Below are 21,645 nucleotides of genomic sequence, written 5' to 3'. Positions count from 1 at the left end.
GTGGAGTATGACGCGTTAATCCTACGAAAAAACTCGGATATGGAGGCGGTTTCGTGCGTAAGATTATGGTTGTCGATGCGATCATGGGAAGCGGTAAAACGTCGTGGGCGGTTCAGCACATGAACGATGCGCCCGCACACAAGCGGTTCATCTACATTACTCCGTTCAATGACGAAGTAACTCGAATCAAAGAATCGGTAACAGGTCGGACTTTTCGCAGTACACATAACGACGATTACGAAGGGCGGAAGATGCACGTACTCAAGCAGTGGATTACGGACGGGGCCGATATCGTATCTACTCACGCGCTATTTCAGAAGGCGGACGACGAACTCGTCGAGCTCCTGACTGACGCAGGATATACGCTCATTCTGGACGAGGTCATGGACGTTATTGACGTTGCGAATATCAGCCAGCAGGATATCCGGATTCTCCTGGACGCTAAAAAGATCGAAGTCAACGAAGAAAAGCGTGTAGTGTGGGCGAGCGACGAGTACGTGGAGGGGCGGTTCTCGGACATTAAGCTATTCGCGAAGGCTGGCACACTGTTCTATCATCGCGGACAGTTCCTTATTTGGACGTTCCCACCGCGCATTTTTGGCGTATTCGACGAGGTAATCAACCTGACGTACCTGTTCGACGCGCAGATACAGCGGTACTATTACGAACTCCATTCGTTGGAGTACGAACTTAGGTCCGTTGTAAGGAACTATGACCGCTACGAACTGACTCCGTATGATCGGACAAGCGAGGGACGCGCCGAGATATTCCAGTTGATTGACCTGTACGAAGGGCCGCTAAACGACGTCGCCAAACAGAGGAATGCATTGAGCTCTAGGTGGCTGGATAATGCGAAACCGGATCAAATCAAAGCCCTTGCGAACAACACGTACAACTTCCTGTACAACAAGTGCAACGCAAAGGGGGCGAAAACGCTCTGGACGATCAAGAAGGACAGAAAGACAGGCCGACCAAAGATTCGCGTGAAAAGCTACTCAGACTCATTCCTCCACCTTAACGCTAGAGCGACGAACGACTACGCGGATAGGTGGGCGCTGGCTTACGTTTACAACCGATACGCCCATCCGTTCGAGCGCGTGTTCTTCGAGGATCGCGGAATATCCGTCAATCAGGACCTTCTCGCCGTCTCCGACCTGCTCCAATGGGTATGGCGATCACGAATCCGAAAAGGCGAGCCGATCAATCTATACCTACCGTCGAGTCGGATGCGCTCGTTGTTGAAAGCGTGGGCGAATTATGAGATTTAAAGCTGACAAGCCGTACAAGATTATCCATTCGCAGAAACTCGCTGGCTACCTGATGGCGCGAGGATTCGTCCTTGTAAGAACCGAGGCCGATCGCAGAGGGAACGGACGTAACGTGTTCCTATTCCGGAAATCTGACGAAATCGAACGCGCGATAACCGAGTACAGTAATAGCCCATCCCAATAAGAACGGAGCGATTATCCCAATGCAAACCAAACAATACGGATGGCCCGGCGAGGGCGCTGTTGAGTATGCACGTCAACATATCGTTGGTCTATCGCGTGACAAAGCGCTGTCTGCCATTCAGCGTTTGCTCAAGGAGACGCCCGATGATAAGCGTATAAAACGGTGCGACTATTGCGGCTATCCGTGGAGAGACGACAGTATGCGGAATACTAAACGAACGTGTAGCAACGAGTGCAAAACCGCCGTCAAAACACTCCAAAGGCGTCAACAACGAGCTGACAAAGCACTATTGACAGGAAAGACCAAAAAGAGAACAAAGCGCGATGAATACTACATTTGGTGGCTGGAGTACCCGTTTTGGATCAATGAATATGAAATGTTGAAACATTCCTGGAAGTACGAAAAGTCGATGGATGAGGAGGGGTTGGCCTACATCAGAGGCAAACAACAACTGTACGGTAAAGGGAATCGAAAGAGAAAGACCTACGAGCCAGGAAAAGAAGACGATGACGCAGCTCGCGACTTCAACAAATGGACAATCCGGAAGATGCGTAGAGGGTGAGTTTTAAATGGCGACAAAAAAGTATAGGTGAGAGGGACTAGCAGTCGTGCTTAGTCCTTTTTTGTTTTGAAAAAATTAGCGATAAAAAACACAAAAAGGAGATGAGCGAATGTGGTTGTGAATCTGACGAGCGGCGATGTCATTGCTATTCGTTTGGCGACCGAGATGAACCAGAAACAGTTTGCGGAACATGTCGGTATTTCACAAAGTTTTCTGTCGGACCTCGAAAACGGCAGGCGTAAAGTGTCGCCGTATTTCGTTGGCAAGTTGACGCGGAAGGTCGATACGAACGATCCCGACTTACAAGAACGAATCCGTCGTCTATCAGCAGTCGCAGACTTCTAGTGCGAACGGGCGACGGGAGCCTTCAATCCCGGATCAACGCGCAGGAAAAATCCAACGGCAAAACTGCTAGGCCGAATCAAGGAAGACGGAATGGAAACGAAGACTTGTCGCAAATGTGGCGAAACCAAGCCGCTAAATAAGATGACCCGCGACTCTCGTTACAAAGGCGGTGTGAGTACGATATGTAAGTCTTGCGTTAGTGCCCGAGATCGCGCCAGTTATGATCCTAATTACCATTCGTATAAGTGGCACCGCCGACGAGCGGCAAATCTCGGAGTGGGAACCTACCTCACATGCACGGAGTTCACCTCTATTCGTAAGGCACCCGACCAATCATGTGTTTACTGTGGGAGTAGAGAGAAACTAGAGGTTGAGCATGTCCGACCAATTCAGCACTATGGGCCTACCTCGCGCTGGAACATCGTGGCTGCGTGCCATTCATGCAATAGTCGAAAACAGAACCGGACAGTGATCGAGTTCTATGAAAAGGAGCCCGCATTCACAACCGAGCGGTTCGACGCACTAATCGCGCACATGGCGAAGCATAACGGATGCACGCCGGAGGAAATGCGATGGCTGATCGAGGGATATCATGCAGGCGAAATGTGGTCGAAGGAACAACGTGAAAAGAGAAAAAGAGGGGGAAAAACGCATGATGCAACAGGTAGCCGAACGTGCGCCGTCGTTTAATAATCGCGTAGGTAAAAAGATTCGAGTATCAACTTGGGACCAGCCGGACTATTTTGAGTGGATCGCATCCACCGGATTCGTAAGTCCGCGCCACGAACCAAAGCCGCAGCCAACGGATGGACAACGTTGTGGAGGAATGAAGTGGTATTCCGATACAAAGGGATTTGGTTTTTCGGATTGTGGAATTTTCGTTCATGCCCGCAACGTAGTCAGCGGAGAGCTCCGGTTAGGCTCGCGTATCTGTTTCGACGTAGTCGAGGATCCTAAAGGACAGCATGCTACGAATGTGCGAGTGATCGGATGAGGCCGCTCGTCATCGCAAACATCGAACTTGTCGAAAGGCAACCGTTCCTTGTTGCGCTCCTTCACGGTGAGGACGGTTATCTGCTCGATGAAATCACGCTACCATACGAAGGACCGGACGCCGCTTGCGAACTTATCGCGGAGATTATGCGGAAATATCGCCTGGAAACGGTTGAGTGTTGGACGTCTGAACTCGCGCTATATGTAGCCGCGCTGCGTACAGTAGGGATCGCTGTGACGTTCAAGCACCGATCGGATACGGCCGGTACGCGTGAGGCTATCGAACATAGTCGGGATATTCTCGCGGAAATTTACGAGATCAAACCGAAGATTCCGAAGCGGAAGCCCCCGAAATGGAGGCTCCTTTTTATTGGATTGGTCGAAAAAATACTCAACAAACTAAGAGGAGATGGAAAATATGATGAAATTTGAACTGGCTGACAAACAATTGGAGCAGCGTGAAAGTAAGCAACAAAAAGTTATGGCAATGGCAGAGCTTGAGCAAAAGGCGCAGGAGGAAATTGTCGCGCTGAAACAACAATATGAGCAAGCGATGGTTGCGAGTGTGAGCGCTGGAAAGGGAATTACTGACGAGGTAGAGGCGCTTGGGACAAAGGTAGAGGAAGCAGAGAAAGTGTTAAAGCGCCGACAACAAGAGAGGCAAGTTTATAGTGCGTTAAGAAACCCTGACGATATTACGGCCGAAGAGATTGTCCGCGAGTGGAATGAAGTTTTTGCGCCGCACATCAAACAAACACAGATGGAACCGATCCTAAAGCGTCTCCTCCGTGCCAAGAAAGAGATCATTGACGCGACCTTGGCTTATACGGCTCTTAATGATGCTTTCGAGTTCGAGAAACGACGTGTTATTGGAATTGCCGGAGATGGCGTTCGTTATAAATTAAACAGTATAGACTTCCACTTAAGAAGTGATGTCGAGAAACATTTTGTGACAGACACGGACCTTTACTTCCTTGGTAGAGGAGAAATGCCAAAGAGCTTTCAACATGTGCAACCAAAAGAGTACGAAGAAACAGGAGGTAATGCATAATGAACTATTTTATAAAAGCTGGCGAGATGAGACAAAAACTTGAGGACGGACATACAATCACAGCCGAGGATATTTCGGTAATGTTCGAGGTTGCGAAGAAGACGGGGAGAATGGAAGATAAGGTTCTTTATTCAAAGCTAAAGCAAAAACAAAGCGAACAGGCGTCGGAGTAATCCGGCGTCTTTGCTTTTAGCAGGAGGAAACAAGATGAAATACAATACTCGTTTCTACTGACGAACTACGAGGGCGTGGTCGATGAGGACGTATTCATTGCGGCAGGTGAACGAAGGCGCTTTTATTTCTTATACAGGAGGAGAGAAATGGACGATCTTAGTGCGCGTTTAGAGCAACTACGAGAACGTACGAGAAATGCACGGAGGGAACGGGGACTGCCGGACGATCCGCCAGAGCCGTTTATTGACCTGCCTTTATCGTATGTCCTTTTGGATGAGTTGGAGAAATTTTATAAGATCACGGCTCAGTATGCAGCCGTTCTTGTTAGTGGTGGTATGGTTCCGGTTGATACCTCTAAATTCGACCAGTATGCGGAGATTGCGGGCTTACTCCGTGGCTCCAAGTCGCCAAGTTTAAGTTCGATAGGATACAGTACCCTTCACATTATTACAACAATGGAACAGCTAAATATGGGCAACTGCGACGATTTATCGTTGGCAATCCGAGTATTAAACCTTCGACTTAGAAGTTACCACAGGAAAAACTTCGAGGATGAGTCGTGTCGTGACAGTGCTAAACGATTCAAAGACGATCGCGTGGCGCTCGATCATGCGCTGAAAGAAGCGCGCGAGCATTACGAAACCATAAAACATTTGTACTAAGGAGTGGTGAGGGTGTCAAAAAGAGATTACTACAAGGCAAAACTGACTCCACAGCAGCAAAGGGCAGCGGAATTGTTGATCGACAACGAGTTCGGGCTACTTTCCGAGGACGGTAAAAAACTCCCAATGGAAAAAATCGCCGATATGTGCGGGATATCTAGGACAACGCTCTATGAGTTCAAGAAGATCCCAAATTTCATCGGCTATAAGAATTACCTGTCTGACGACCTCCTCGAAACACACCGCGAACAGATTTACAAGGCGCTGCTTGATTTAGCATTAGGTCGCGTCGGAAACAAGGTTCCAAGCGTGAAAGCACTGGATTTATACCTCCGGCGTTTTGGCCTTCTTACAGATCGTGTAGAACATGTAGACACTACATCTACGTTCACACCGAAGTCACCGGACGAAATTCAAGCAGAGATTCTAAAATTCAGTCGAATGGTGAACGGGGAGGAATAACAATGGACCCATACAAAATCTGTGAAATCGCAGGGGACGGACTGCACCGTCTCACCGAAGTCCTGGCACAATCTCGACCGTTTGACGCGGCAGACTACGTACAATTCCGCCTTGTTATCGCGGAGTTAGAGCGCGATGAAAACGCGGACGTTGCGCTTCTCGGGCGCAGATTAAGCGAAATACACGCGCTTACCAAACGAATCGACACTCTACGCAAAACGATGCCGGAAGGGGCGCGACCGATTCGGAAAGGCGCGGTAGATGTCCTGCGATTAATTTCGACCTGCAATCGGGCTCTCAAGCGCATCTTGAGGGAGGTCGAGATGGATGGCGTTTGATCTTGTCGCACGCCTCGTGATGCGAGACGGGGTTTCGCCGGTACTAAAGAAGATAACGGGCGGCCTCTCAGCCGCAGCCGCACTCGCAGGAACTACCGCACTTGCGCTCTCGTCCGTTAACAAGGCGATGGATTACGAAGCGCAAATGTCCACGATTCAAGCGTTGACCGGCTCAAGCAACGAAGAAATGAAGCGGATGAGCGATCTCGCGATGAAAATGGGCGCAAATACGAAATATTCCGCGCTCGAAGCCGCGCAAGGTATCGAAGAGTTACTGAAAGCCGGTCTGACTCCGGCATCCGTCGAAGCGGGCGGACTGGAAGCGGCGCTGAACCTCGCAACAGCGGGCGGACTCGAATTGGCGGACGCATCCGAGATCATGTCGACCGCACTGAACGCATACAAACGCGACGCACTGACGGCAGCGGACGCTTCGAATATACTCGCGGGAACGGCGAATGCTTCCGCAACGGGCGTGATGGACTTGCGCTACTCACTCTCCGCGGTATCCGCGGTTGCTGCAGGCGTGGGGCAATCGTTCATGGATACGAATACGGCGCTCGGATTGTTTGCGAATAACGGACTCAAAGGTTCCGACGCAGGTACGTCGTTGAAAACGATGTTGTCGAACCTTTCGCCGAAAACGGATAAGGCCGCCACGTTGATGAAAAAACTCGGAATTATCACGAAGAACGGTAACAACCAGTTCTTTAACGCGAAAGGCGAACTCCGCAGCCTTGCGGAAGTGACCGATGTTCTCCGGAAGTCACTCGTAGACTTGAATCCGAAAGAGCGTGGCGATGCGCTATACGAGATGTTCGGATCGGACGCGATTCGCGGGGCAACGATCTTGTTTAACGAAGGTGCCGACGGTGTCCGGAAATTCCAAGCGGAAATGTCGAAGGTGACTGCGCTGGATGTCGCGAAGAAAAAGATGGATAACGCGAAGGGCGCGATGGAACAACTTAGCGGCGCGTTCGAAACGATCCAGATTTCCGCGATGCAACCGTTGCTTCCGGTGATTAAGGACCTCGCGCTATACTTCGCGGACATTGCGGAGATATACGGCCCGGCGATTACGGCTACTTTCGAGGACATGGGCAGGAGTATCCACGAGTTTATCGACCCGTACGTCAATAATCCGCAAAAATGGGAAGTCACGGGACAGGCAGAATTTAAATTCAAGCAGGCGGAGATGTTGGACCGTCAGATGATGAAACCTACACCTTTCTGGAGTGCTCTGGTGGGGCGATTCGACGAGTGGTATGAGGATAGCGGAAAGCAGATGATGAAGGACGGAGCTGCGAGGGTAGCGAAAGACTTCGGCACGTTCCTTGAGGAGAACGCGCTAGATATCGCAAAAGCCGGACTGACAATCGGAGCTCGAATTGCTACGAGCGTTTCGCAAGGCATCCGAAGTGAGATGGAAAATAGCGCATTGGGCAAAGCGATCCTCAACGCCAATCCTGCGCTCAACTTAGGTGATAAAGCCGGTAATCAGATATGGGAATGGCTCTCACCGCAGCCGAAGAAACCGGATGAAAAGGCCTATCATGGCCTTTCGTATGTGCCTCGTGACGGAATGACCGTCCAGATGCATAAAGGCGAAAGAGTACTAACAGCGAAGGAAAATCGCGAGTATTCCGGTGGTTCTGGCGGGAGCGTCAGTGTCTCCGGGAATACGTTCGTGGTAAATGCGGCTGGTGGCGACGTTGATGATCCGAAAGTAATCGATAAGATCGCGTACGCTCTTGCCCGTCAAATGAAGGCAGCACTTTCGTAGAATGACGAATGCCCTTCCATTAAAATATGGAGGGGCACTTTTCTTTTAATATCTATCCATGTAATCCGCAGTATAAACGAAATGTCTTCCGCCAGCGATCATGTACCGTTTCAGCCTTTCACGGAATTGCCCGTCCGCCAGCGCGAGTTCAACAACGAATGCCTGCGCACTCCCCAACGATCGATTCCGTTTCGCTCTCCCGTTAAAAAGTGGACTCCGAAAATCGAGATTATCCGCAATCTGAATGAGATTCCCGTACATCACTCGCGAATGAGTCGATGACACTCGCGGTAATTCTTCGTGTGTCTCCCCGATATCCATACCCCGTTCCCCTTCCGTTATCAAATCGAAATCGTCCGAAAAATCCATTGATACGAAAATATCATTCCGCACACTACGCACTAGGCGGACTCTCCTGCGCGGTGGAGGAGAGGTTACGCAGCACAACGCTATTACCGGTAGATGACGTCACCTCGTTTAATTTTCCCTTTGAGAGCCGCGTCCACGAGTGTACGGTCCGGAAAGCTTACGGACTTCCCCGTACCGACCTCTTCCGTATGTACACGCCCACGACTTACAGAAACAACGCGATATCCACTATTGTCGACAGCCTGCGGACTATAGAGCGTATGCGCGAACGAGAGCAGTGAGCCGATTGCGAGAACGCCTAATATCGTCCATAGCGCACCATTTACGAGCCGTTCGGACATTGCCAGCTCCTCATCGTCTTCATCGCATTCGTCATCGTCATAATCGTCGTAATAGCGCGGCTCTCTCCGTTCTTCGCGATAATATCTACGCTTTCGGGGCATCGACATTAGCCACCTTTCGTACTGGCACCGGGGTACCAACGCCTTTTTTGACACGTTGCGCGATTCGAGCGAGGGCGAGCGGCTTGAGCTGCGTCTTCACCCATCCGCTGAAATTGAGTTCGTGCGCCACCTCCCACATTTCGCGTTCGACCGGATCGTTAACGTTGAAGCATACCGGCTTTCTTTCGGTTGCCATGCGTATCCCTCCCGTTATGTAGTGCAGCGCTGCGATATGCTAGGCGGTGCTTTGATAACAGTAGATGTGGGACTGTTTGTCCAATATTCCCAAGGTTGGGATTAAATTTGTGACAGCTTGACCATGCTGGTTACTGAGGTGATGGTCATGGAAGAGAGTTGGAAGAAGAGGAGGACTAAGCTCGGAACGTTTTTGGACTCACATAAAATTAGTCAGCGATGGGTGCAGAGCGAGACGAAGTTGTCGAAGAATACACTGACTCGACTATGTACATATGATGAGGACAAGGACTATAAGACGGGTCCATACGAGGCAATTAAGCAGACAATTTACCGCGCGATCAAAAAGAAGAGGCCGGACACAAAGATATCCGACCTGTTCGATATTTGACGGTAATGGGATGACGGTGGGTGTTTTTGGCTAAACTAAAATCGATGAACGGAACCCTTAATCCCGAAAACAGAATTATTAATACTGAAAAAGGAACAAAATGTTGTGTCCAGCAATACAACGACTTATAATGGGATTGAGGTTAGCGAATAGCAAACTTCTATACTAATCTATTTATTTGGTAAGACTCAAGACTTATATACAAAAAAAATCCGCAGATGCGCCAACATCCACGGATTTTTATACAATTGTGACTGTGGGGATACTCACGGCGCGCGATTAAGCTCTAATCCACCTTACGCCTGCGAAGCTATTGGGTGGATTTTTGCATTTTTCTATATCTCCGTCGGAGCCATCTATACAACTTTACTGTTGCCAAAATCGAAGCTGGCAAACTTGCTATTTTTAAAAGCAAGGTAAGAGTTGTTAGCATTAGGCGTCACCCCCTTCACTGGAGGCTACCCCGTGCGACTCCCTGTCCCAATTGGTCGTTCTATATACTAGTATACTGCTTTTATATGGAAACAGAAATAGCAACGTGCATAAATGGTAGGTTTAGTGAGACATTCGGATGATAGGGTGAGTTGTGGTATAATATTTGTTTTGCACATGCGATTTAGTCAGTTGACCAGCGGTAGTCTTAGAATTTGCTTGTCCGCGAAACTTCGGGTATATTAATTCCGACGAGAACGTGAGACGGTTTTGAGACTGTCGGATGTCTCCGGTTAGGCTAACGGATAGCACAACGTTGATGGAACGTAACATAAGAGGGTAACGGGAAGGTTACGGGTGTCTCCGAACGGTTTCCTAAACTGTAGGTCGGAGGTTCGAATCCTCTCGGGGACGCCATTGAAGGGAAAACCTTGGTGTATCAAGGTTTTTTCTTTTTTATGCATCCCCCCTCATCGTTTATTTGGAAAATACTGAGACGTAGATCTCGTCTCACACGTATAACTTGTAGCAAAAAACGATGGAGATAAGGGGTGTTTCCTTTGAAAAAAGTGATCGTAAGCATGGTCTTGGCTATTTTCTTTAGCGGCTGTAGCTCAGATGCGGTCGTACAAAATCAGAATGCAGCGCCACCTGCAAAAGAGGTAGCGAACACTGGCACAGAACAGAAACAATCGGTGGACAACACTACAGGCTTTGACAAAATTGCGGGCTATTTGCAAGAAGAGAGCAACAAAGCTTTCTCCCCTTACTATGAGCTGCTCGAGTTTACCTTGTCGGATTATGAAGAGAAGACAGTTGACGGAAAAGTAGAAGCGACATTCGGATATCAAGTGAAATACAAAAACTTTGAGAAAGACCCTGACACCGTGGACTACATCAAGGCTGCAAAAGAAAAGAACGACCCCAACTACCAACAGCTGTATGATGAGTATTTGCAGCCCAAGGACATGAATTTTCATTTGAAAGCGGTAATGGAAGATGCGGGCCCCATAACGCTTTACACCAATGTGAGTCCAAAAGGAGTCCAATGGGAAAAGGCAGTTATGTCTGATTTCATCCTGAAGAAATAAAATAGCGACTTGATTGTAGACCGCGTAGTCACGCGGTCTTATTTATTTTTCTCGCACCAGTACTCGTACTCATTGTCGATCCAATCTTTAATATGGTTGTAATTCTCCCAAGTATCTTCCACGTGATACACACTTGGCTCGCAATCAAACGCTTCTAGATAATGATAGCGATACTCCCCAGTTTCGAAATCGAAGTAAAACATCGCGAACTGGTTTCCTTCTTCATTCAGCATATCTTTTGCAAATACTCCACCCGTCTTCTCATAGACCTCAGGACCAGTCATCTTCCTTTGTTTAAATTCAGCGATTAGGTTTTCGTAACTCTTTTGGAAATCCTCGCTAACCATATTATTTTCGATCAACCAGCCAATGAAAAAGCCTGTATGTACATATGCCTGTTTTCGAGGAAGATCCTCCTCAAAGTTTTCGTAATGATATTTCGCTTTATCGTATACCGTTGTCACTGGCAAAACCTCTCTTTCTATTTTCCTATTTCCCAAAAATTATACAGGATAGATTTTTTGGTAAAAAGTCATAAGAGGGTGAAGGAGGAAGCGTAGGAATTTTGTAGCATTTCCATCATATGAGGTGGTAGTATTTAACTGTTATCTAGAGAGAACCACGGGCTGGTTCATAGAGGGGTCATATTTCATGCGGAACTTGCTTGCCTATTTTCTTAGCGCTGTAATGATTAGTCTAGTAATCCTTCCTGTAGAACCCGCGTCATCTAGAGGCTCAAGTTCATCTAGCTCCAGTAGTTCAGGCAGAAGCTCGGGTTCGTCTAGTAGCAGCTCCTATTCGTCCGGCAAAAGTTCAGGGTCATCGAGTAGCAGCTCCTATTCGTCCGGCAAAAGTTCAGGGTCATCGAGTACAGGCTCCTATTCGTCGGGCAGAAGCTCGGGATCATCTAGTACAGGCTCATCCTCCTCAAGCAAAAGCTCATATTCTTCAGGAAAAAGCTCAGGCTCAACCAGCAAAAGTTCAAGCTCGTCGATAAAAAACGCAAAACCGTCAAGTGGTTTCAAAACATCCAAGCCGGTTAAAATCAAAAAGCATGACGATGACGACGATGATGAAGAGCAATTCGAGGAAGAAGAGGCTAGCCAAGAAGAGGAGACGAGCGAAGAAGCCGCTGCGGAAGAGGAAAGAATCAAGCGGTCCGAACTCTTAATCGAAATCGATGGCGGTATTGGACCATACCATTTACAACCGAATCAATATTATCAAACGACCATTTGGGGTGACCCAACTCATAATGGCCCCCTATACTTTACCGTACATAATAACGGACAGTTAGAAGAGATAGATGAGAGTGAGATAAATGGGGCAACAGTCTTTAACATCCCATACAATTTCGATCCAACACCATTTGAAAAAGAGTTTTATCTTAATAGCCTGCCAACCAATCAAATCTATGTGGCATCCTTTCAATATCAGGATATTTACATGTTTTTAGACCCGGATGGTATCATTCATTGGCTCCCTAAATATGAAGCCTTAGAGAAAAACCTCCCCATTATAGAAGCAGAAGAGGTACTGCTGTCAGAGCAGACACTGGAAATGCATAGCAACGAAATGGCCTTGCATAATTTCCCGAAAAACAAAGTCTATCGGAAGAATATAAATAAGATTCCGAGATATTTTTTGTTTAACAATGAAGAAAATATTCAGTTAGTAGGAAAAAAAGAACTTAAGAGCTATGAAGTTTTGGAATATGACCAAATGATTGATCCGACCTCTGCTGATCTTCTAGGTGAGATAGAAGAAAAAATCCAAAATTCAGGGGTCCCCACAGGATACATATATCAGCTCACAGTAAATAACACTCCGCGAAATTTTATTTACGATAGAAGCCGTTCCGTTGGGTTTGTTAAGGATCTGTCGTCTGTTAAAGAAGACTACAAGGTTCGCGATTTCGAGCAGGTTGTCCAAAAGATACGAAAAGAAAAACAAGAGGATGAGAAAAGGCAATCGATCTGGAAGCTGTATTTGATTACAGCCGGTGCGATTATGCTCGGTATTTTTCCTTTATCCTATTGGTATATGACTAGAAAAAGAAAGAAGAAGAAACCTCCTAACAATGTTATTAAGAAAAATACAACCATACGAGAAAGAAAAAGAATGTAAAGCCTATAAAGCCTGAAAGAACACCGATTCAACGGACTGTTTCAGCAATTTGAAGCCGCAAACAAAAAAGAACAGCCGAAAGAAAAGCTCTGGAAGCGGGCTGTTTGATCAATTTAAAAACAACCATTGATAAGCAAAAACCCGTCCTCAGCCCCGCCTAGCTGGAGACGGGTTTTTCATTCCATTCTATAACGTATACTCACTTAAAATAAACTGCGGAGCTAACAAGTACTCGACGGGATATAAATCATTTCTTCTTGTTAGTAACGCCTTCACTAACCCAATTTGATATTCCCCCATAACTTCAATGATCACGAACGCATCCTGCTCATCGTCAACCGCCTTCTCGTACGTTTTCGTGGATAAACGCATGTCATCCAACAGCTTTCCCCTGTTGAAATCAACGACTAACGGGATGTGCAACAAGGAAGGATCGACATAACGGCTAACCTTGTTATCCTTCTCCTTTTGATAATCTATCATTTCCTTATCGGGTTGCTGCAAATAAATATAGCCCATGTTGCAGTAAGCATCTCATGTAATAATCATGAGGCTTTCCTCTCTTTCTTTAAGAACTCGAAGAATGGTCAGAATTTTTCGGGTATGATAAAATGTTTACCAACAAATGTGAATCGGAGGAGCATGTCGGATGCAAAATGATAAGCGAATCAAATTCATTAACCCTGAAACAATGCCACCTTCATTTGGCTACACCCATGCGGTGGAGGTTCGCAACGCACGGACGATTTATGTATCGGGTCAGGTGGCTCTCAACAAGGAGGGCCAAGTGGTCGGCATAGGTGATTTAGCTGCACAGACAAAACAAGTTTTCGAAAATATCCAATTCGCGTTAGAAGCGGCAGGTGTCAGCTTTGATCATGTAGTGAAATTAACCTTTTTCGTGACGGACATCTCCAAGATGCACATTGTCCGTGAGGTTCGAGATCAGTACGTGAATACAGAAACCCCGCCAGCGAGCTCTGCTGTTGAAGTGAGCAAGCTCATTAGGGAAGAGCTGTTGATCGAGATTGAGGCCATTGCCGTGGCAGATGTGTAGTTGTCTCATCCCCCTTCTGTTCGATTATTCATCGTTCAGAAGGGTTTTTTTATGCTCATTTGGGAAGATTATGGAGCGAGATAAGCGGATCGGAGTTGGTTGCATGAATTATATCATCGCAGGAATAGGCTTGATTACAGTATTTTTGCTTGCTTGGCTGGCAAGTAGTGATAAAAAGCACATTCGGTATCGCCCTATCCTCATTATGATTCTGATTCAGATCGTACTTGGCTTGCTGCTGTTGCGAACCAGTATTGGACTCATTTTCATATCAGGCATTGCCAACAGTTTTTCCACACTCCTGAAGTATGCCTACGAAGGGATTAATTTTGTCTTCGGTGGCATTGCGAATCCGGATGCGACGCCGTTTTTCTTGCAAGTTTTGCTGCCCATTGTGTTCATATCGGCACTGATCGGCATTTTGCAGTACACGAGGATCCTCCCCCTTTTCATTCAGTACGTAGGGCTCGTATTGAGCAAAGTGAATGGCATGGGAAAATTGGAGTCTTATAATGCGATTGCTTCGGCGATTGTTGGGCAGTCCGAAGTGTTTATTACCGTGAAAAAACAGCTCGGTGCCATTCCCGAAAACAGGTTGTACACGCTGTGCGCCTCTGCGATGTCCACCGTATCTATGTCGATTGTGGGTTCCTTCATGACCATGGTCAAACCGGAGTATGTGGTAGCTGCATTGGTACTCAACTTATTTGGTGGTTTTATCATTGCTTCCATTATTACGCCGTATGAAGTGGAGCCGGAAGATGACTTATTGGATCAAGAGAGGGGAGAGAAACAGGCCTTCTTTGAAATGCTCGGGGAGTACATTCTCGATGGATTTAAAGTAGCCGTGGTCGTTGCCGCGATGTTGCTCGGGTTTATTGCACTCATTGCGATGGTGAACGGGTTATTCAGTGCAGTATTCGGTATCTCGTTTCAAGCTTTGTTAGGGTACGTCTTTGCCCCGCTCGCCTTTCTTATGGGGGTTCCCTGGCACGAAGCTGTACAAGCGGGTAGTATCATGGCCACCAAAATAGTGGCGAACGAGTTTGTCGCCATCCTCGAATTTACGAAGATTCAAAGCCAGTTAAGCGAAAGAACGATCGCCATCGTGTCTGTGTTTTTGATCTCATTTGCGAACTTTGGCTCCATCGGGACAATTGTTGGCGCGGTAAAAGGCTTGAATGAAAGACAAGGAAATGTCGTCGCCCGGTTTGGATTGAGGCTGTTATACGGGGCAACACTCGTCAGCATTTTATCAGGAATTATCATCAGCATTGTGGTGTGAGCGGACCCTTTCCGGGGTCTTTTTTTGTTAGGGACAGTTTCGTAACCAAATGATGGGGAGTAGCGTCTATCAATTGAGATATTCGTCTTTATTTCTCGGATCGTATCCTTCATCAAAGGAATGGGAATCACGGTTGTTACGCTCTATGAGGACTCTCTGCTTCCGGCGCTTGGTAATCCAATCGATGATAGCTCCAATCAGCAAGAGACCTCCGAAAATAAGTACGACGAGTAACCAGAGTGGCATTCATCCAACACCTCACTTTTTACTAAAAGATACGTCATACCAGTGGGGAAGTTGCGATGAGACCATTCAAAAGGAGATAAAGGAGCGAATTCGGATGAGAAAATGGGTGTGTATGACCGTAATGGCAGGTTTGATTGTGGGAGGCTGTTCATCTGAAACGAGCGTACCAACAGATTCTAAACAACAGCCTGTAGCGGAGCAGAAGCAAGAGACGGGAAGTGCCAGTGGTGAGCAAAAGCAAGAAAATCAATCCACTACTGAGGGCCAAATCATTCTGGATGATCAATTTTTAAAACTGCTCGCCAAAAACGAAATCAGTGGCTTCGATATCCACATCGGGATGAAACGGGATGAGGTTTCTGCGAAATACGGCAAGGTAACGAAACAGGATTATTGGGATGGCGGGCGCTATGAAGTCTTTGAGAAGCTAGAGACTGCGCTCATTTATTTTGATGGGCAAGATCGCGTGTATGGAATTGATTTGGCCGGTCTTCATCTCAATGAAACGAATCTGGACACAATTCGTAAAAATCTGGGAGCACCCGTTAGTGAAGAGAAGAGCATGTCCGATCAGGATTATGTTATGTTTTTTGAAGCGGGAGACAACTCCGTATTTATTAGTGCAAAGGACGAGCAATCACCAGCAGACAAAATAAGGGTCATCAATAAAAAAATGATCGAGGAATCACCGCAAAAGGAATAAAAAAAGCCAAGTCAGAGGGCTCCCAAATGTGCCCTTCGACTTGGCTTTTCTATGTTTCACAATGGTATTACTCAACCGATCTTTTTCCAAACAGAATAGCGTCGAGTGCGAACTTGGTGCTGCCGCTGATACCAAGAGCAACCAATATCGCAAGCAAAGCCAGATCCAATTCATAACCAGCTCCACCTTCACCGCCCATGAAGCCGACAGCGAGCTTGGCCTTAAAGATCGCACCAAGCATGACAACAGACAACGCACCTGCGAACACGCGAGTACCCAGACCCAGAATCAAGGCAATACCACCTACTACCTCCAAGAAGGCTACCAGATAAGCAATGAATGCAGGGAGTCCCATGGTCCCGAAGAAACCAGCGACATTCTCCAGCCCCATTTGGAATTTAGCCACTCCGTGAATGGCAAAAGTCAGACCAGCAATCACACGTAGAATAAGTGTGCTCCATTCAAAACGATTAGACATGTATGAATCCCTCCGAAAATTTAAATGCGTAATGAAGTTACTTTTCGTTAGTAAGTATACAATAATAATTTTCTAAGTCAAGTGGTTCAATAAAATCCCAGTAGTTGGCAAGTGCGGTTTTCAAGGTTGATTCACATCATTGGTTTTGATGGATGGAACAAAGAGCGGTATACTGAAAGGAGAATGAGGTGATACCTATGAAGCAGTCTACCCTCTGTCCAAAGTTCGAAAAAGGTATGCAGTTGTTGGGGAAGCGATGGACAGGTCTAATTCTATTCCAGTTGTTGTCGGGACCACAGCGATTTTGTGCATTGGAAGGGGCCCTGCCAGTAAGCGGAAGGCTACTTTCTGAGCGTTTGAAGGATTTGGAGAAGGAAGGACTCGTGCATCGGCAGGTGTTTACTGATTCTGCTCCTGTCCGCGTAGAGTATTCCTTAACGGAAATGGGGAAAGCTTTGACTCCAGTGCTCAAAGGAATTGAGTCTTGGTCGCAGAGCTGGATCGAGTTGAATGCAGACGAAATGGCGAACGACAGCGAAGAATAACACAGCCTATATAAAAAAGCATCAGGAGAGTATGCCTGACGCTTGCCACGATGAAAACCCCTGGAGACAGGGGTTTTTCTGTTATCCGTTAGTTAATCTTTAAGAAGGATTTTCGTTCTTTTCTTGCAAAGCCTTCCACTTTAAAAATTCAATATGGCGCTTGACCTCAACTAGATCCTTCTCTGTCAGGCCATCGACATCCAAAAAGGTCGCCGGTGTTTCCCGGACAGAACCGCGTTGCCAAGATGGTTCCTCCGTGCGACCGTGGAGAAAATCGGTGGATACTTCAAATAAATCTGCGACTTTGGAAATCAGATGAACATCGACGCCCTTCTTTTCACCTGACTCGATCCGCGAAAGTACTGTATTATGTATGCCCAGCTTTTCAGCTAATTGAAGTTGTGACCATTGTTTTTGTTCGCGCAGCCATTTTATGCGTTGACCAACTATGGACATCGTGAGACCACCTTTATCGTTTTGGCAATTCCATTCTAACAATTTTCCAAAACGGAAAAAACAAGATTGCTAATATGACAAAATCTGTATTGACTTTGCTAAAATTGAAAGGCTATGATGTAACTATAAATATTTGCCATTTTTGCAAATCAGGAGGGGATAACTGGTGGAACGGCTCAACCTCCCGTTTATCGCGCAACGACGTAATGAGTGCAAGCTAACCTTGCAAGAAATGGCGGAAGCACTCGGGTTTCGAAATGCTTCGACATACTTGAAGTACGAGAAGGGAGAATATGACTTCAAGGCTAATCATTTGCCAGTGTTGGCGAAAAAGCTACGATGCAGCATGCTTGATCTTTTTATCAGAATGGTTTGCTGATTTAGCAAAAGGGGTGGGATGGATTGAACGCTTGGGAGGCAAATAAAAGGCAGCTGGAAATATGGAGAAAGACCGTCGCTTACGAAATTGAAATGATGGCGCCACAGAGTATGCTGGCTTGCGAGGGATTTCTCGAGCGCTTAGTCATGTTTGAAAAGGAGTTGGAAAATAACGCGCGATGCCCATATAGTACGACACATGGTGGGAATGATGCCGGGTCGCGTCCGTTACCCATTCAGGAAACAGAAAAAAGCCCGGTACGGATTTCACCGTGACCGGGCATTCTTTGTCTTTTACAGCTTGCTAATCTCTTCTTTTAGCAGCTCGGAATGGGTTCCGAAGACGACTTGTACGCTTCCTTGACCCAGTCGCATAACACCTGCTGCACCGAGGTCCTTCAAAGCTTTGTCATTGACCTTCTTGTCGTCCTTTAAGATGAGACGCAAACGAGTGATGCAAGCGTCTACGCTAACGACGTTTTCTTTTCCACCAATGTGAGAGAGCACTTGGATCGCTTTATCCTGCATCGAATTGTTCCTTCCCGTAGCTGTAGTTGTCATTTCTTCGTCGTCCTCACGTCCCGGTGTCTTGAGGTTCAGCTTCACGATTAGGAAACGGAACAGGGCGTAGTAGACCACGGCGAATGCCAGACCAATCGGGATGATCATCCAAGCATTCGTAGAGAGGTGGTAGTTGATACCGTAGTCGATCAGACCCGCTGAGAATCCGAAGCCGTGCTTGATACCCAAAGAGGTCACGATATACCCGGACACACCCGTCAATATTGCGTGAACAAAATACAAGAGTGGAGCAGCAAACATAAACGCAAACTCAACTACCTCGGTAATACCAGTCAGGAACGAAGCGAGAGCTGCACCAATAAACATAGAAGCAACTACTTTGCGTTTTTCTGGACGCGCTGAGTGAATAATAGCGAAAGCCGCTCCAGGAAGTGCGAACATCATGATCGGATAGAAGCCAGTCATAAACATTCCTGCTGATGGGTCTCCCGCAAAGAAACGATGCAAGTCACCGTGTACCACTTTTCCTGTCGCATCGGTAAAGTCACCGATTTGGAACCAGGCAATCGCATTGAGTACGTGGTGCAGACCAAATGGAACGAGCAATCGGTTGAAGAATCCGAAGAAGAAGGAACCTGTTGCGCCGAGACCTACGATCCAAGAACCCAATGAGTCAAGGGCAATCTGGATCGGCCCCCAAATGATTCCGAAAATCAAGCCGACGACAACCATGGAAAGGGAAGTCACGATCGGGACGAAGCGTTTTCCACCAAAGAAGCCTAGCCATTCAGGCAGCTTGATCGAATGGTAGCGGTTGTAGAAGAACGCTGCAATAGCACCCGCCAAAATACCGCCAATGACACCCATGTTTAGTTTTACATCATCCGCAATGAAAGGCATGGCAGCAGGAACGGCTGCAAGTACTTTCGTCAATACGACGTAGGCAATGACGGCGGCCAAAGCAGCAACAGCATCTCCAGCCAAGCCAATCGCAACACCGATAGCAAAGATTAATGCCAGGTTGTCAAAAATGGCTGAACCGCCAGCAGCCAAAAGCGGAGCGATGTACGTGTCCATAAATGCACCAAAGGCGCCGAGATTGAGATCCTTCTCGAATTTGAGAAGACCAAAGCTTTGCAAAATCGCTGCGGCTGGCAACGTTGCGACTGGGAGCATGAGGGCTCTCCCAATCTTTTGCAGAAAAGCGAGCATAGGATAAAACCTCCTTGGAATGGGATGAATTTATCAGGGAAGCCGCTCTCCGGATGAATGGCAAAATGATGAGGGCACAAGGAATAAGCCGGAGAGAGACCATTCTGATCGATATATTGGAAGCGCTTTCACTACTCGGGCGACAAAACCTTTTATAAGGCTTTGTCTTTCAGATACTGAACGACCTCGTCTACAGTAGAGAGTGTAAGGACGTGTTCAGCAAATCTTTTCGCTTCCTCTAAACTGGTGGAGCGGATACGTTCTTTGACTTTTGGCATGACTGAAGCGGCACCGCTGAACTCATCGAGCCCCAATCCGAGCAAGAGCTTGGTTGCCAACGGATCTCCCGCCATTTCCCCACACAGCCCGGTCCAAATACCTGCCCGATGGGAAGCCTCAATGACTTGGGAAATCAGTCGTAATACGGCTGGATGGTAGTAGCTGTACAGCTCGGCGATATTGGCATTCATCCGGTCTACTGCCAGCGTATATTGAACGAGATCATTCGTGCCGATGCTAAAAAAATCTACCTCTTTCGCAAACGCATCTGCTTGCAGGCAGGCACCCGGAATCTCCATCATCATGCCTACTGCGATATTCTCGTCAAAAGCGGTCCCTTCTGCCCGTAGCTCTGCTTTTGCCTGCTCCAGCAATCGTTTGGCTTCACGCAACTGCTCCATATGGGAAATCATCGGGAACATGATCAGCAGGCGACCGAATGCACTGGCACGCAAGAGCGCGCGTAATTGCACCAGGAACAATTCCGGTCTGGCTAACGAGATGCGCATGGCGCGGAAGCCAAGGAACGGGTTTTCCTCCTGTGGTAGCGCGAGTGCTGGCAAATGCTTGTCGCCGCCAACATCCAAGGTGCGAATGATGACTGACTTGTCGCCAAAAGCAGCGGCTACATGCTTGTATGCAGCAAATTGCTCGGCCTCATCAGGAAGGGTGCTTCGATCCATGAACAAAAACTCGGAGCGGAACAAACCGATTCCTTCTACACCCGATGCGATCAATGCATCAGATTCTTCTGGCACAGCCATGTTTGCCATCAGGTGAACACGGTGGCCATCGGTGGTTTCGGCAGGCAGTTCCTTAATGGCTTCGTACAATTGGCGTTCCTTTTCTTCCTGCGCGGCTTTTTCCTGATAGGCAGCCAGTGTATCCGTATCAGGCGAAACAATCAGTTGTCCAGAGGTTCCATCGATGATCAGCAAGCTTCCAGAGTCTACTTTTTCCATCAAGGCATCGCCTGCACCCATGACAGCGGGAATTCCGAGAGAGCGTGCCAAGATGGCTGCATGAGAGGTAGCGCCGCCTTTTGCCGTGACAATTCCTCGTACATGCTGGAGTGGAAGCTGAAGCGTCTCGGATGGGGTGACGTCCCATGCAACCAGGATAAAAGGCTCCTCCGGGTAGGAGATGACGGTGTCACCGCCCGAAATATTTCGAATTAGACGGCGGCTCACATCACGAATATCATCCGCGCGCTCTTTCATGTAGGCATCGTCCATACTCTCAAAGAGAGCGATGAACTGATCGGCTACTTGCGAAACGGCGGTAGATGCCGCGAGTTGTTGATTTTCGATGAGCGCACTCATCTCCCCGACAAATGCCGGGTCATCCAGAAAGGCGATATGAGCAGAGAGGATGGCTGCCTTTTCCGAGCCTAATTGTTCCTCTGTCTGTTCTTTTAGCTTTTCTAGTTGTTCGCGTGCTTGCTCTACACTCTTGCTAAGTAGTCCTAGCTCCTGAGTCGTATCTACTGGAGTGATGGACTCTGCCTGCGTGATGGCTGTTTCGTGTGTGAGGCGTAAAACAGGGGCAATCGAAATGCCAGCGGAAACCGCGATTCCTTTTAACATACATCCTTCACCTTCCTGTCCGTCGTTT

General features: G+C 47.5%; 31 protein-coding genes. 21 read left to right on the top strand and 10 right to left on the bottom strand.

What is annotated here, in order from left to right; translation table 11 throughout:
* Positions 1-53: 53 nt before the first annotated feature.
* The 13 genes from ODZ53_RS25825 (at position 54) to ODZ53_RS25765 (ending at position 7,822) form a co-directional block, all read left to right on the top strand.
* Positions 54-1,268 carry a hypothetical protein gene (locus ODZ53_RS25825; protein WP_372681026.1) on the top strand — a complete coding sequence of 405 codons (1,215 nt, stop codon included), beginning with the start codon at positions 54-56 and terminating at the stop codon, positions 1,266-1,268.
* A complete protein-coding gene (locus ODZ53_RS25820; RefSeq protein ID WP_372681024.1) occupies positions 1,258-1,452 on the top strand; it encodes a DUF5659 domain-containing protein in 195 nt (64 codons plus the stop codon). Before ODZ53_RS25825 ends, ODZ53_RS25820 begins: the two co-directional genes overlap by 11 nt.
* Positions 1,453-1,471: 19 nt before the next feature.
* Positions 1,472-2,014 (top strand): hypothetical protein, encoded by a 543-nt coding sequence (locus tag ODZ53_RS25815; RefSeq protein ID WP_372681022.1) that lies wholly within the window; start codon positions 1,472-1,474, stop codon positions 2,012-2,014.
* A gap of 111 nt (positions 2,015-2,125) precedes the next feature.
* Complete coding sequence (locus tag ODZ53_RS25810; RefSeq protein ID WP_372681020.1) at positions 2,126-2,359, top strand: helix-turn-helix domain-containing protein; 234 nt, start codon at positions 2,126-2,128, stop codon at positions 2,357-2,359.
* A 90-nt stretch (positions 2,360-2,449) separates the two neighbouring features.
* Complete coding sequence (locus tag ODZ53_RS25805; RefSeq protein WP_372681018.1) at positions 2,450-3,049, top strand: HNH endonuclease; 600 nt, start codon at positions 2,450-2,452, stop codon at positions 3,047-3,049.
* Positions 3,012-3,353, top strand: a complete 342-nt coding sequence (locus tag ODZ53_RS25800) for a cold-shock protein (RefSeq protein ID WP_372681016.1) — start codon at positions 3,012-3,014, stop codon at positions 3,351-3,353. Before ODZ53_RS25805 ends, ODZ53_RS25800 begins: the two co-directional genes overlap by 38 nt.
* On the top strand, positions 3,350-3,784 hold the full coding sequence (locus ODZ53_RS25795) for a hypothetical protein (RefSeq protein WP_372681014.1): 435 nt from the start codon (positions 3,350-3,352) through the stop codon (positions 3,782-3,784). Before ODZ53_RS25800 ends, ODZ53_RS25795 begins: the two co-directional genes overlap by 4 nt.
* The gene (locus tag ODZ53_RS25790) at positions 3,771-4,403 is read left to right on the top strand and encodes a hypothetical protein (RefSeq protein ID WP_372681012.1); all 633 of its coding nucleotides are present in this window, start codon (positions 3,771-3,773) and stop codon (positions 4,401-4,403) included. The genes ODZ53_RS25795 and ODZ53_RS25790 overlap by 14 nt, the downstream gene beginning before the upstream one ends.
* Positions 4,403-4,576, top strand: coding sequence for a hypothetical protein (locus ODZ53_RS25785; protein ID WP_372681010.1), 174 nt, complete (start codon positions 4,403-4,405; stop codon positions 4,574-4,576). The genes ODZ53_RS25790 and ODZ53_RS25785 overlap by 1 nt, the downstream gene beginning before the upstream one ends.
* A gap of 147 nt (positions 4,577-4,723) precedes the next feature.
* Positions 4,724-5,239 (top strand): hypothetical protein, encoded by a 516-nt coding sequence (locus ODZ53_RS25780; protein WP_372681008.1) that lies wholly within the window; start codon positions 4,724-4,726, stop codon positions 5,237-5,239.
* Positions 5,240-5,251: 12 nt separating this feature from the next.
* Positions 5,252-5,701, top strand: coding sequence for a phBC6A51 family helix-turn-helix protein (locus ODZ53_RS25775; protein WP_372681006.1), 450 nt, complete (start codon positions 5,252-5,254; stop codon positions 5,699-5,701).
* 2 nt (positions 5,702-5,703) lie between these two features.
* Positions 5,704-6,039, top strand: a complete 336-nt coding sequence (locus ODZ53_RS25770; protein WP_372681004.1) for a hypothetical protein — start codon at positions 5,704-5,706, stop codon at positions 6,037-6,039.
* Complete coding sequence (locus ODZ53_RS25765; protein WP_372681002.1) at positions 6,029-7,822, top strand: phage tail tape measure protein; 1,794 nt, start codon at positions 6,029-6,031, stop codon at positions 7,820-7,822. The genes ODZ53_RS25770 and ODZ53_RS25765 overlap by 11 nt, the downstream gene beginning before the upstream one ends.
* A 45-nt stretch (positions 7,823-7,867) precedes the next feature.
* Here the strand turns inward: ODZ53_RS25765 and ODZ53_RS25760 are convergent, their stop codons facing one another.
* Genes ODZ53_RS25760 through ODZ53_RS25750 form a run of 3 tightly spaced genes read right to left on the bottom strand, consistent with a single transcriptional unit; the run spans position 7,868 to position 8,830 of the window.
* The gene (locus ODZ53_RS25760; protein ID WP_372681000.1) at positions 7,868-8,224 is read right to left on the bottom strand and encodes a hypothetical protein; all 357 of its coding nucleotides are present in this window, start codon (positions 8,222-8,224) and stop codon (positions 7,868-7,870) included.
* 50 nt (positions 8,225-8,274) lie between these two features.
* Positions 8,275-8,634 (bottom strand): hypothetical protein, encoded by a 360-nt coding sequence (locus tag ODZ53_RS25755; RefSeq protein ID WP_372680998.1) that lies wholly within the window; start codon positions 8,632-8,634, stop codon positions 8,275-8,277.
* Entirely contained in the window at positions 8,618-8,830 is a 213-nt protein-coding gene (locus tag ODZ53_RS25750) for a hypothetical protein (protein WP_372680996.1), read from the bottom strand. The genes ODZ53_RS25755 and ODZ53_RS25750 overlap by 17 nt, the downstream gene beginning before the upstream one ends.
* 1,373 nt (positions 8,831-10,203) lie before the next feature.
* Between ODZ53_RS25750 and ODZ53_RS25745 the strand changes: the two genes are divergently transcribed.
* Positions 10,204-10,743 (top strand): hypothetical protein, encoded by a 540-nt coding sequence (locus ODZ53_RS25745; RefSeq protein ID WP_372680994.1) that lies wholly within the window; start codon positions 10,204-10,206, stop codon positions 10,741-10,743.
* Between the two features lie 38 nt (positions 10,744-10,781).
* Here ODZ53_RS25745 and ODZ53_RS25740 read toward each other — a convergent pair whose 3' ends face one another.
* Positions 10,782-11,207, bottom strand: a complete 426-nt coding sequence (locus ODZ53_RS25740; RefSeq protein WP_372680992.1) for a DUF7832 domain-containing protein — start codon at positions 11,205-11,207, stop codon at positions 10,782-10,784.
* A 187-nt stretch (positions 11,208-11,394) separates the two neighbouring features.
* Here ODZ53_RS25740 and ODZ53_RS25735 point away from each other — a divergent pair, with 187 nt between their 5' ends.
* Entirely contained in the window at positions 11,395-12,870 is a 1,476-nt protein-coding gene (locus ODZ53_RS25735; protein WP_372680990.1) for a hypothetical protein, read from the top strand.
* Positions 12,871-13,056: 186 nt separating this feature from the next.
* Here the strand turns inward: ODZ53_RS25735 and ODZ53_RS25730 are convergent, their stop codons facing one another.
* On the bottom strand, positions 13,057-13,389 hold the full coding sequence (locus ODZ53_RS25730; protein WP_372680988.1) for a hypothetical protein: 333 nt from the start codon (positions 13,387-13,389) through the stop codon (positions 13,057-13,059).
* 130 nt (positions 13,390-13,519) lie between these two features.
* Between ODZ53_RS25730 and ODZ53_RS25725 the strand changes: the two genes are divergently transcribed.
* Positions 13,520-13,927, top strand: coding sequence for a RidA family protein (locus ODZ53_RS25725; protein WP_199928691.1), 408 nt, complete (start codon positions 13,520-13,522; stop codon positions 13,925-13,927).
* 103 nt (positions 13,928-14,030) lie between these two features.
* Positions 14,031-15,212 carry a NupC/NupG family nucleoside CNT transporter gene (locus ODZ53_RS25720; protein WP_372680986.1) on the top strand — a complete coding sequence of 394 codons (1,182 nt, stop codon included), beginning with the start codon at positions 14,031-14,033 and terminating at the stop codon, positions 15,210-15,212.
* Between the two features lie 69 nt (positions 15,213-15,281).
* On the opposite strand, the gene ODZ53_RS25715 is transcribed toward ODZ53_RS25720, so the two are convergent.
* Positions 15,282-15,458 (bottom strand): hypothetical protein, encoded by a 177-nt coding sequence (locus ODZ53_RS25715; RefSeq protein ID WP_372680984.1) that lies wholly within the window; start codon positions 15,456-15,458, stop codon positions 15,282-15,284.
* A gap of 94 nt (positions 15,459-15,552) precedes the next feature.
* Here ODZ53_RS25715 and ODZ53_RS25710 point away from each other — a divergent pair, with 94 nt between their 5' ends.
* Positions 15,553-16,161, top strand: a complete 609-nt coding sequence (locus tag ODZ53_RS25710) for a hypothetical protein (RefSeq protein ID WP_372680982.1) — start codon at positions 15,553-15,555, stop codon at positions 16,159-16,161.
* Positions 16,162-16,228: 67 nt separating this feature from the next.
* Here the strand turns inward: ODZ53_RS25710 and ODZ53_RS25705 are convergent, their stop codons facing one another.
* Positions 16,229-16,639 carry a DoxX family protein gene (locus tag ODZ53_RS25705; protein ID WP_372680980.1) on the bottom strand — a complete coding sequence of 137 codons (411 nt, stop codon included), beginning with the start codon at positions 16,637-16,639 and terminating at the stop codon, positions 16,229-16,231.
* A 197-nt stretch (positions 16,640-16,836) separates the two neighbouring features.
* Here ODZ53_RS25705 and ODZ53_RS25700 point away from each other — a divergent pair, with 197 nt between their 5' ends.
* Entirely contained in the window at positions 16,837-17,184 is a 348-nt protein-coding gene (locus ODZ53_RS25700) for a winged helix-turn-helix transcriptional regulator (RefSeq protein ID WP_012683816.1), read from the top strand.
* A 99-nt stretch (positions 17,185-17,283) separates the two neighbouring features.
* Here the strand turns inward: ODZ53_RS25700 and ODZ53_RS25695 are convergent, their stop codons facing one another.
* Positions 17,284-17,640, bottom strand: coding sequence for a helix-turn-helix domain-containing protein (locus ODZ53_RS25695; protein ID WP_254457094.1), 357 nt, complete (start codon positions 17,638-17,640; stop codon positions 17,284-17,286).
* Between the two features lie 166 nt (positions 17,641-17,806).
* Here ODZ53_RS25695 and ODZ53_RS25690 point away from each other — a divergent pair, with 166 nt between their 5' ends.
* Together ODZ53_RS25690 and ODZ53_RS25685 are read left to right on the top strand one after the other, a co-directional pair.
* Positions 17,807-18,019: a helix-turn-helix domain-containing protein gene (locus ODZ53_RS25690; RefSeq protein ID WP_012683818.1), complete on the top strand. Its 213-nt coding sequence runs from the start codon at positions 17,807-17,809 to the stop codon at positions 18,017-18,019.
* A 23-nt stretch (positions 18,020-18,042) separates the two neighbouring features.
* Complete coding sequence (locus ODZ53_RS25685; RefSeq protein WP_016740873.1) at positions 18,043-18,294, top strand: hypothetical protein; 252 nt, start codon at positions 18,043-18,045, stop codon at positions 18,292-18,294.
* Between the two features lie 18 nt (positions 18,295-18,312).
* Here ODZ53_RS25685 and nagE read toward each other — a convergent pair whose 3' ends face one another.
* On the bottom strand, positions 18,313-19,752 hold the full coding sequence (gene nagE / locus ODZ53_RS25680) for an N-acetylglucosamine-specific PTS transporter subunit IIBC (protein ID WP_372680977.1): 1,440 nt from the start codon (positions 19,750-19,752) through the stop codon (positions 18,313-18,315).
* Positions 19,753-19,904: 152 nt separating this feature from the next.
* Positions 19,905-21,617, bottom strand: coding sequence for a phosphoenolpyruvate--protein phosphotransferase (gene ptsP / locus ODZ53_RS25675; RefSeq protein ID WP_372680975.1), 1,713 nt, complete (start codon positions 21,615-21,617; stop codon positions 19,905-19,907).
* Positions 21,618-21,645: the final 28 nt, after the last annotated feature.

The sequence above is a fragment of the Brevibacillus sp. BD137 genome, from assembly GCF_041644655.1.
GTDB lineage: Bacteria > Bacillota > Bacilli > Brevibacillales > Brevibacillaceae > Brevibacillus > Brevibacillus brevis_D.
This window is presented reverse-complemented; position numbering and strand designations above follow the sequence as displayed.

What these genes read in the sequence shown, in the direction of transcription:
- ODZ53_RS25700 (WP_012683816.1), top strand. Translation starts at nt 16,837, where the DNA reads ATGAAGCAGTCTACCCTCTGTCCAAAGTTCGAAAAAGGTATGCAGTTG.
- ODZ53_RS25780 (WP_372681008.1), top strand. Translation starts at nt 4,724, where the DNA reads ATGGACGATCTTAGTGCGCGTTTAGAGCAACTACGAGAACGTACGAGA.
- ODZ53_RS25785 (WP_372681010.1), top strand. Translation starts at nt 4,403, where the DNA reads ATGAACTATTTTATAAAAGCTGGCGAGATGAGACAAAAACTTGAGGAC.
- ODZ53_RS25770 (WP_372681004.1), top strand. Translation starts at nt 5,704, where the DNA reads ATGGACCCATACAAAATCTGTGAAATCGCAGGGGACGGACTGCACCGT.
- ODZ53_RS25820 (WP_372681024.1), top strand. Translation starts at nt 1,258, where the DNA reads ATGAGATTTAAAGCTGACAAGCCGTACAAGATTATCCATTCGCAGAAA.
- ODZ53_RS25715 (WP_372680984.1), bottom strand. Translation starts at nt 15,458, where the DNA reads ATGCCACTCTGGTTACTCGTCGTACTTATTTTCGGAGGTCTCTTGCTG.
- ODZ53_RS25815 (WP_372681022.1), top strand. Translation starts at nt 1,472, where the DNA reads ATGCAAACCAAACAATACGGATGGCCCGGCGAGGGCGCTGTTGAGTAT.
- ODZ53_RS25730 (WP_372680988.1), bottom strand. Translation starts at nt 13,389, where the DNA reads ATGGGCTATATTTATTTGCAGCAACCCGATAAGGAAATGATAGATTAT.
- ODZ53_RS25710 (WP_372680982.1), top strand. Translation starts at nt 15,553, where the DNA reads ATGAGAAAATGGGTGTGTATGACCGTAATGGCAGGTTTGATTGTGGGA.
- ODZ53_RS25755 (WP_372680998.1), bottom strand. Translation starts at nt 8,634, where the DNA reads ATGCCCCGAAAGCGTAGATATTATCGCGAAGAACGGAGAGAGCCGCGC.
- ODZ53_RS25735 (WP_372680990.1), top strand. Translation starts at nt 11,395, where the DNA reads ATGCGGAACTTGCTTGCCTATTTTCTTAGCGCTGTAATGATTAGTCTA.
- ODZ53_RS25720 (WP_372680986.1), top strand. Translation starts at nt 14,031, where the DNA reads ATGAATTATATCATCGCAGGAATAGGCTTGATTACAGTATTTTTGCTT.
- ODZ53_RS25750 (WP_372680996.1), bottom strand. Translation starts at nt 8,830, where the DNA reads ATGGCAACCGAAAGAAAGCCGGTATGCTTCAACGTTAACGATCCGGTC.
- ODZ53_RS25765 (WP_372681002.1), top strand. Translation starts at nt 6,029, where the DNA reads ATGGCGTTTGATCTTGTCGCACGCCTCGTGATGCGAGACGGGGTTTCG.
- ODZ53_RS25705 (WP_372680980.1), bottom strand. Translation starts at nt 16,639, where the DNA reads ATGTCTAATCGTTTTGAATGGAGCACACTTATTCTACGTGTGATTGCT.
- ODZ53_RS25790 (WP_372681012.1), top strand. Translation starts at nt 3,771, where the DNA reads ATGATGAAATTTGAACTGGCTGACAAACAATTGGAGCAGCGTGAAAGT.
- nagE (WP_372680977.1), bottom strand. Translation starts at nt 19,752, where the DNA reads ATGCTCGCTTTTCTGCAAAAGATTGGGAGAGCCCTCATGCTCCCAGTC.
- ODZ53_RS25800 (WP_372681016.1), top strand. Translation starts at nt 3,012, where the DNA reads ATGATGCAACAGGTAGCCGAACGTGCGCCGTCGTTTAATAATCGCGTA.
- ODZ53_RS25695 (WP_254457094.1), bottom strand. Translation starts at nt 17,640, where the DNA reads ATGTCCATAGTTGGTCAACGCATAAAATGGCTGCGCGAACAAAAACAA.
- ODZ53_RS25725 (WP_199928691.1), top strand. Translation starts at nt 13,520, where the DNA reads ATGCAAAATGATAAGCGAATCAAATTCATTAACCCTGAAACAATGCCA.
- ptsP (WP_372680975.1), bottom strand. Translation starts at nt 21,617, where the DNA reads ATGTTAAAAGGAATCGCGGTTTCCGCTGGCATTTCGATTGCCCCTGTT.
- ODZ53_RS25795 (WP_372681014.1), top strand. Translation starts at nt 3,350, where the DNA reads ATGAGGCCGCTCGTCATCGCAAACATCGAACTTGTCGAAAGGCAACCG.
- ODZ53_RS25805 (WP_372681018.1), top strand. Translation starts at nt 2,450, where the DNA reads ATGGAAACGAAGACTTGTCGCAAATGTGGCGAAACCAAGCCGCTAAAT.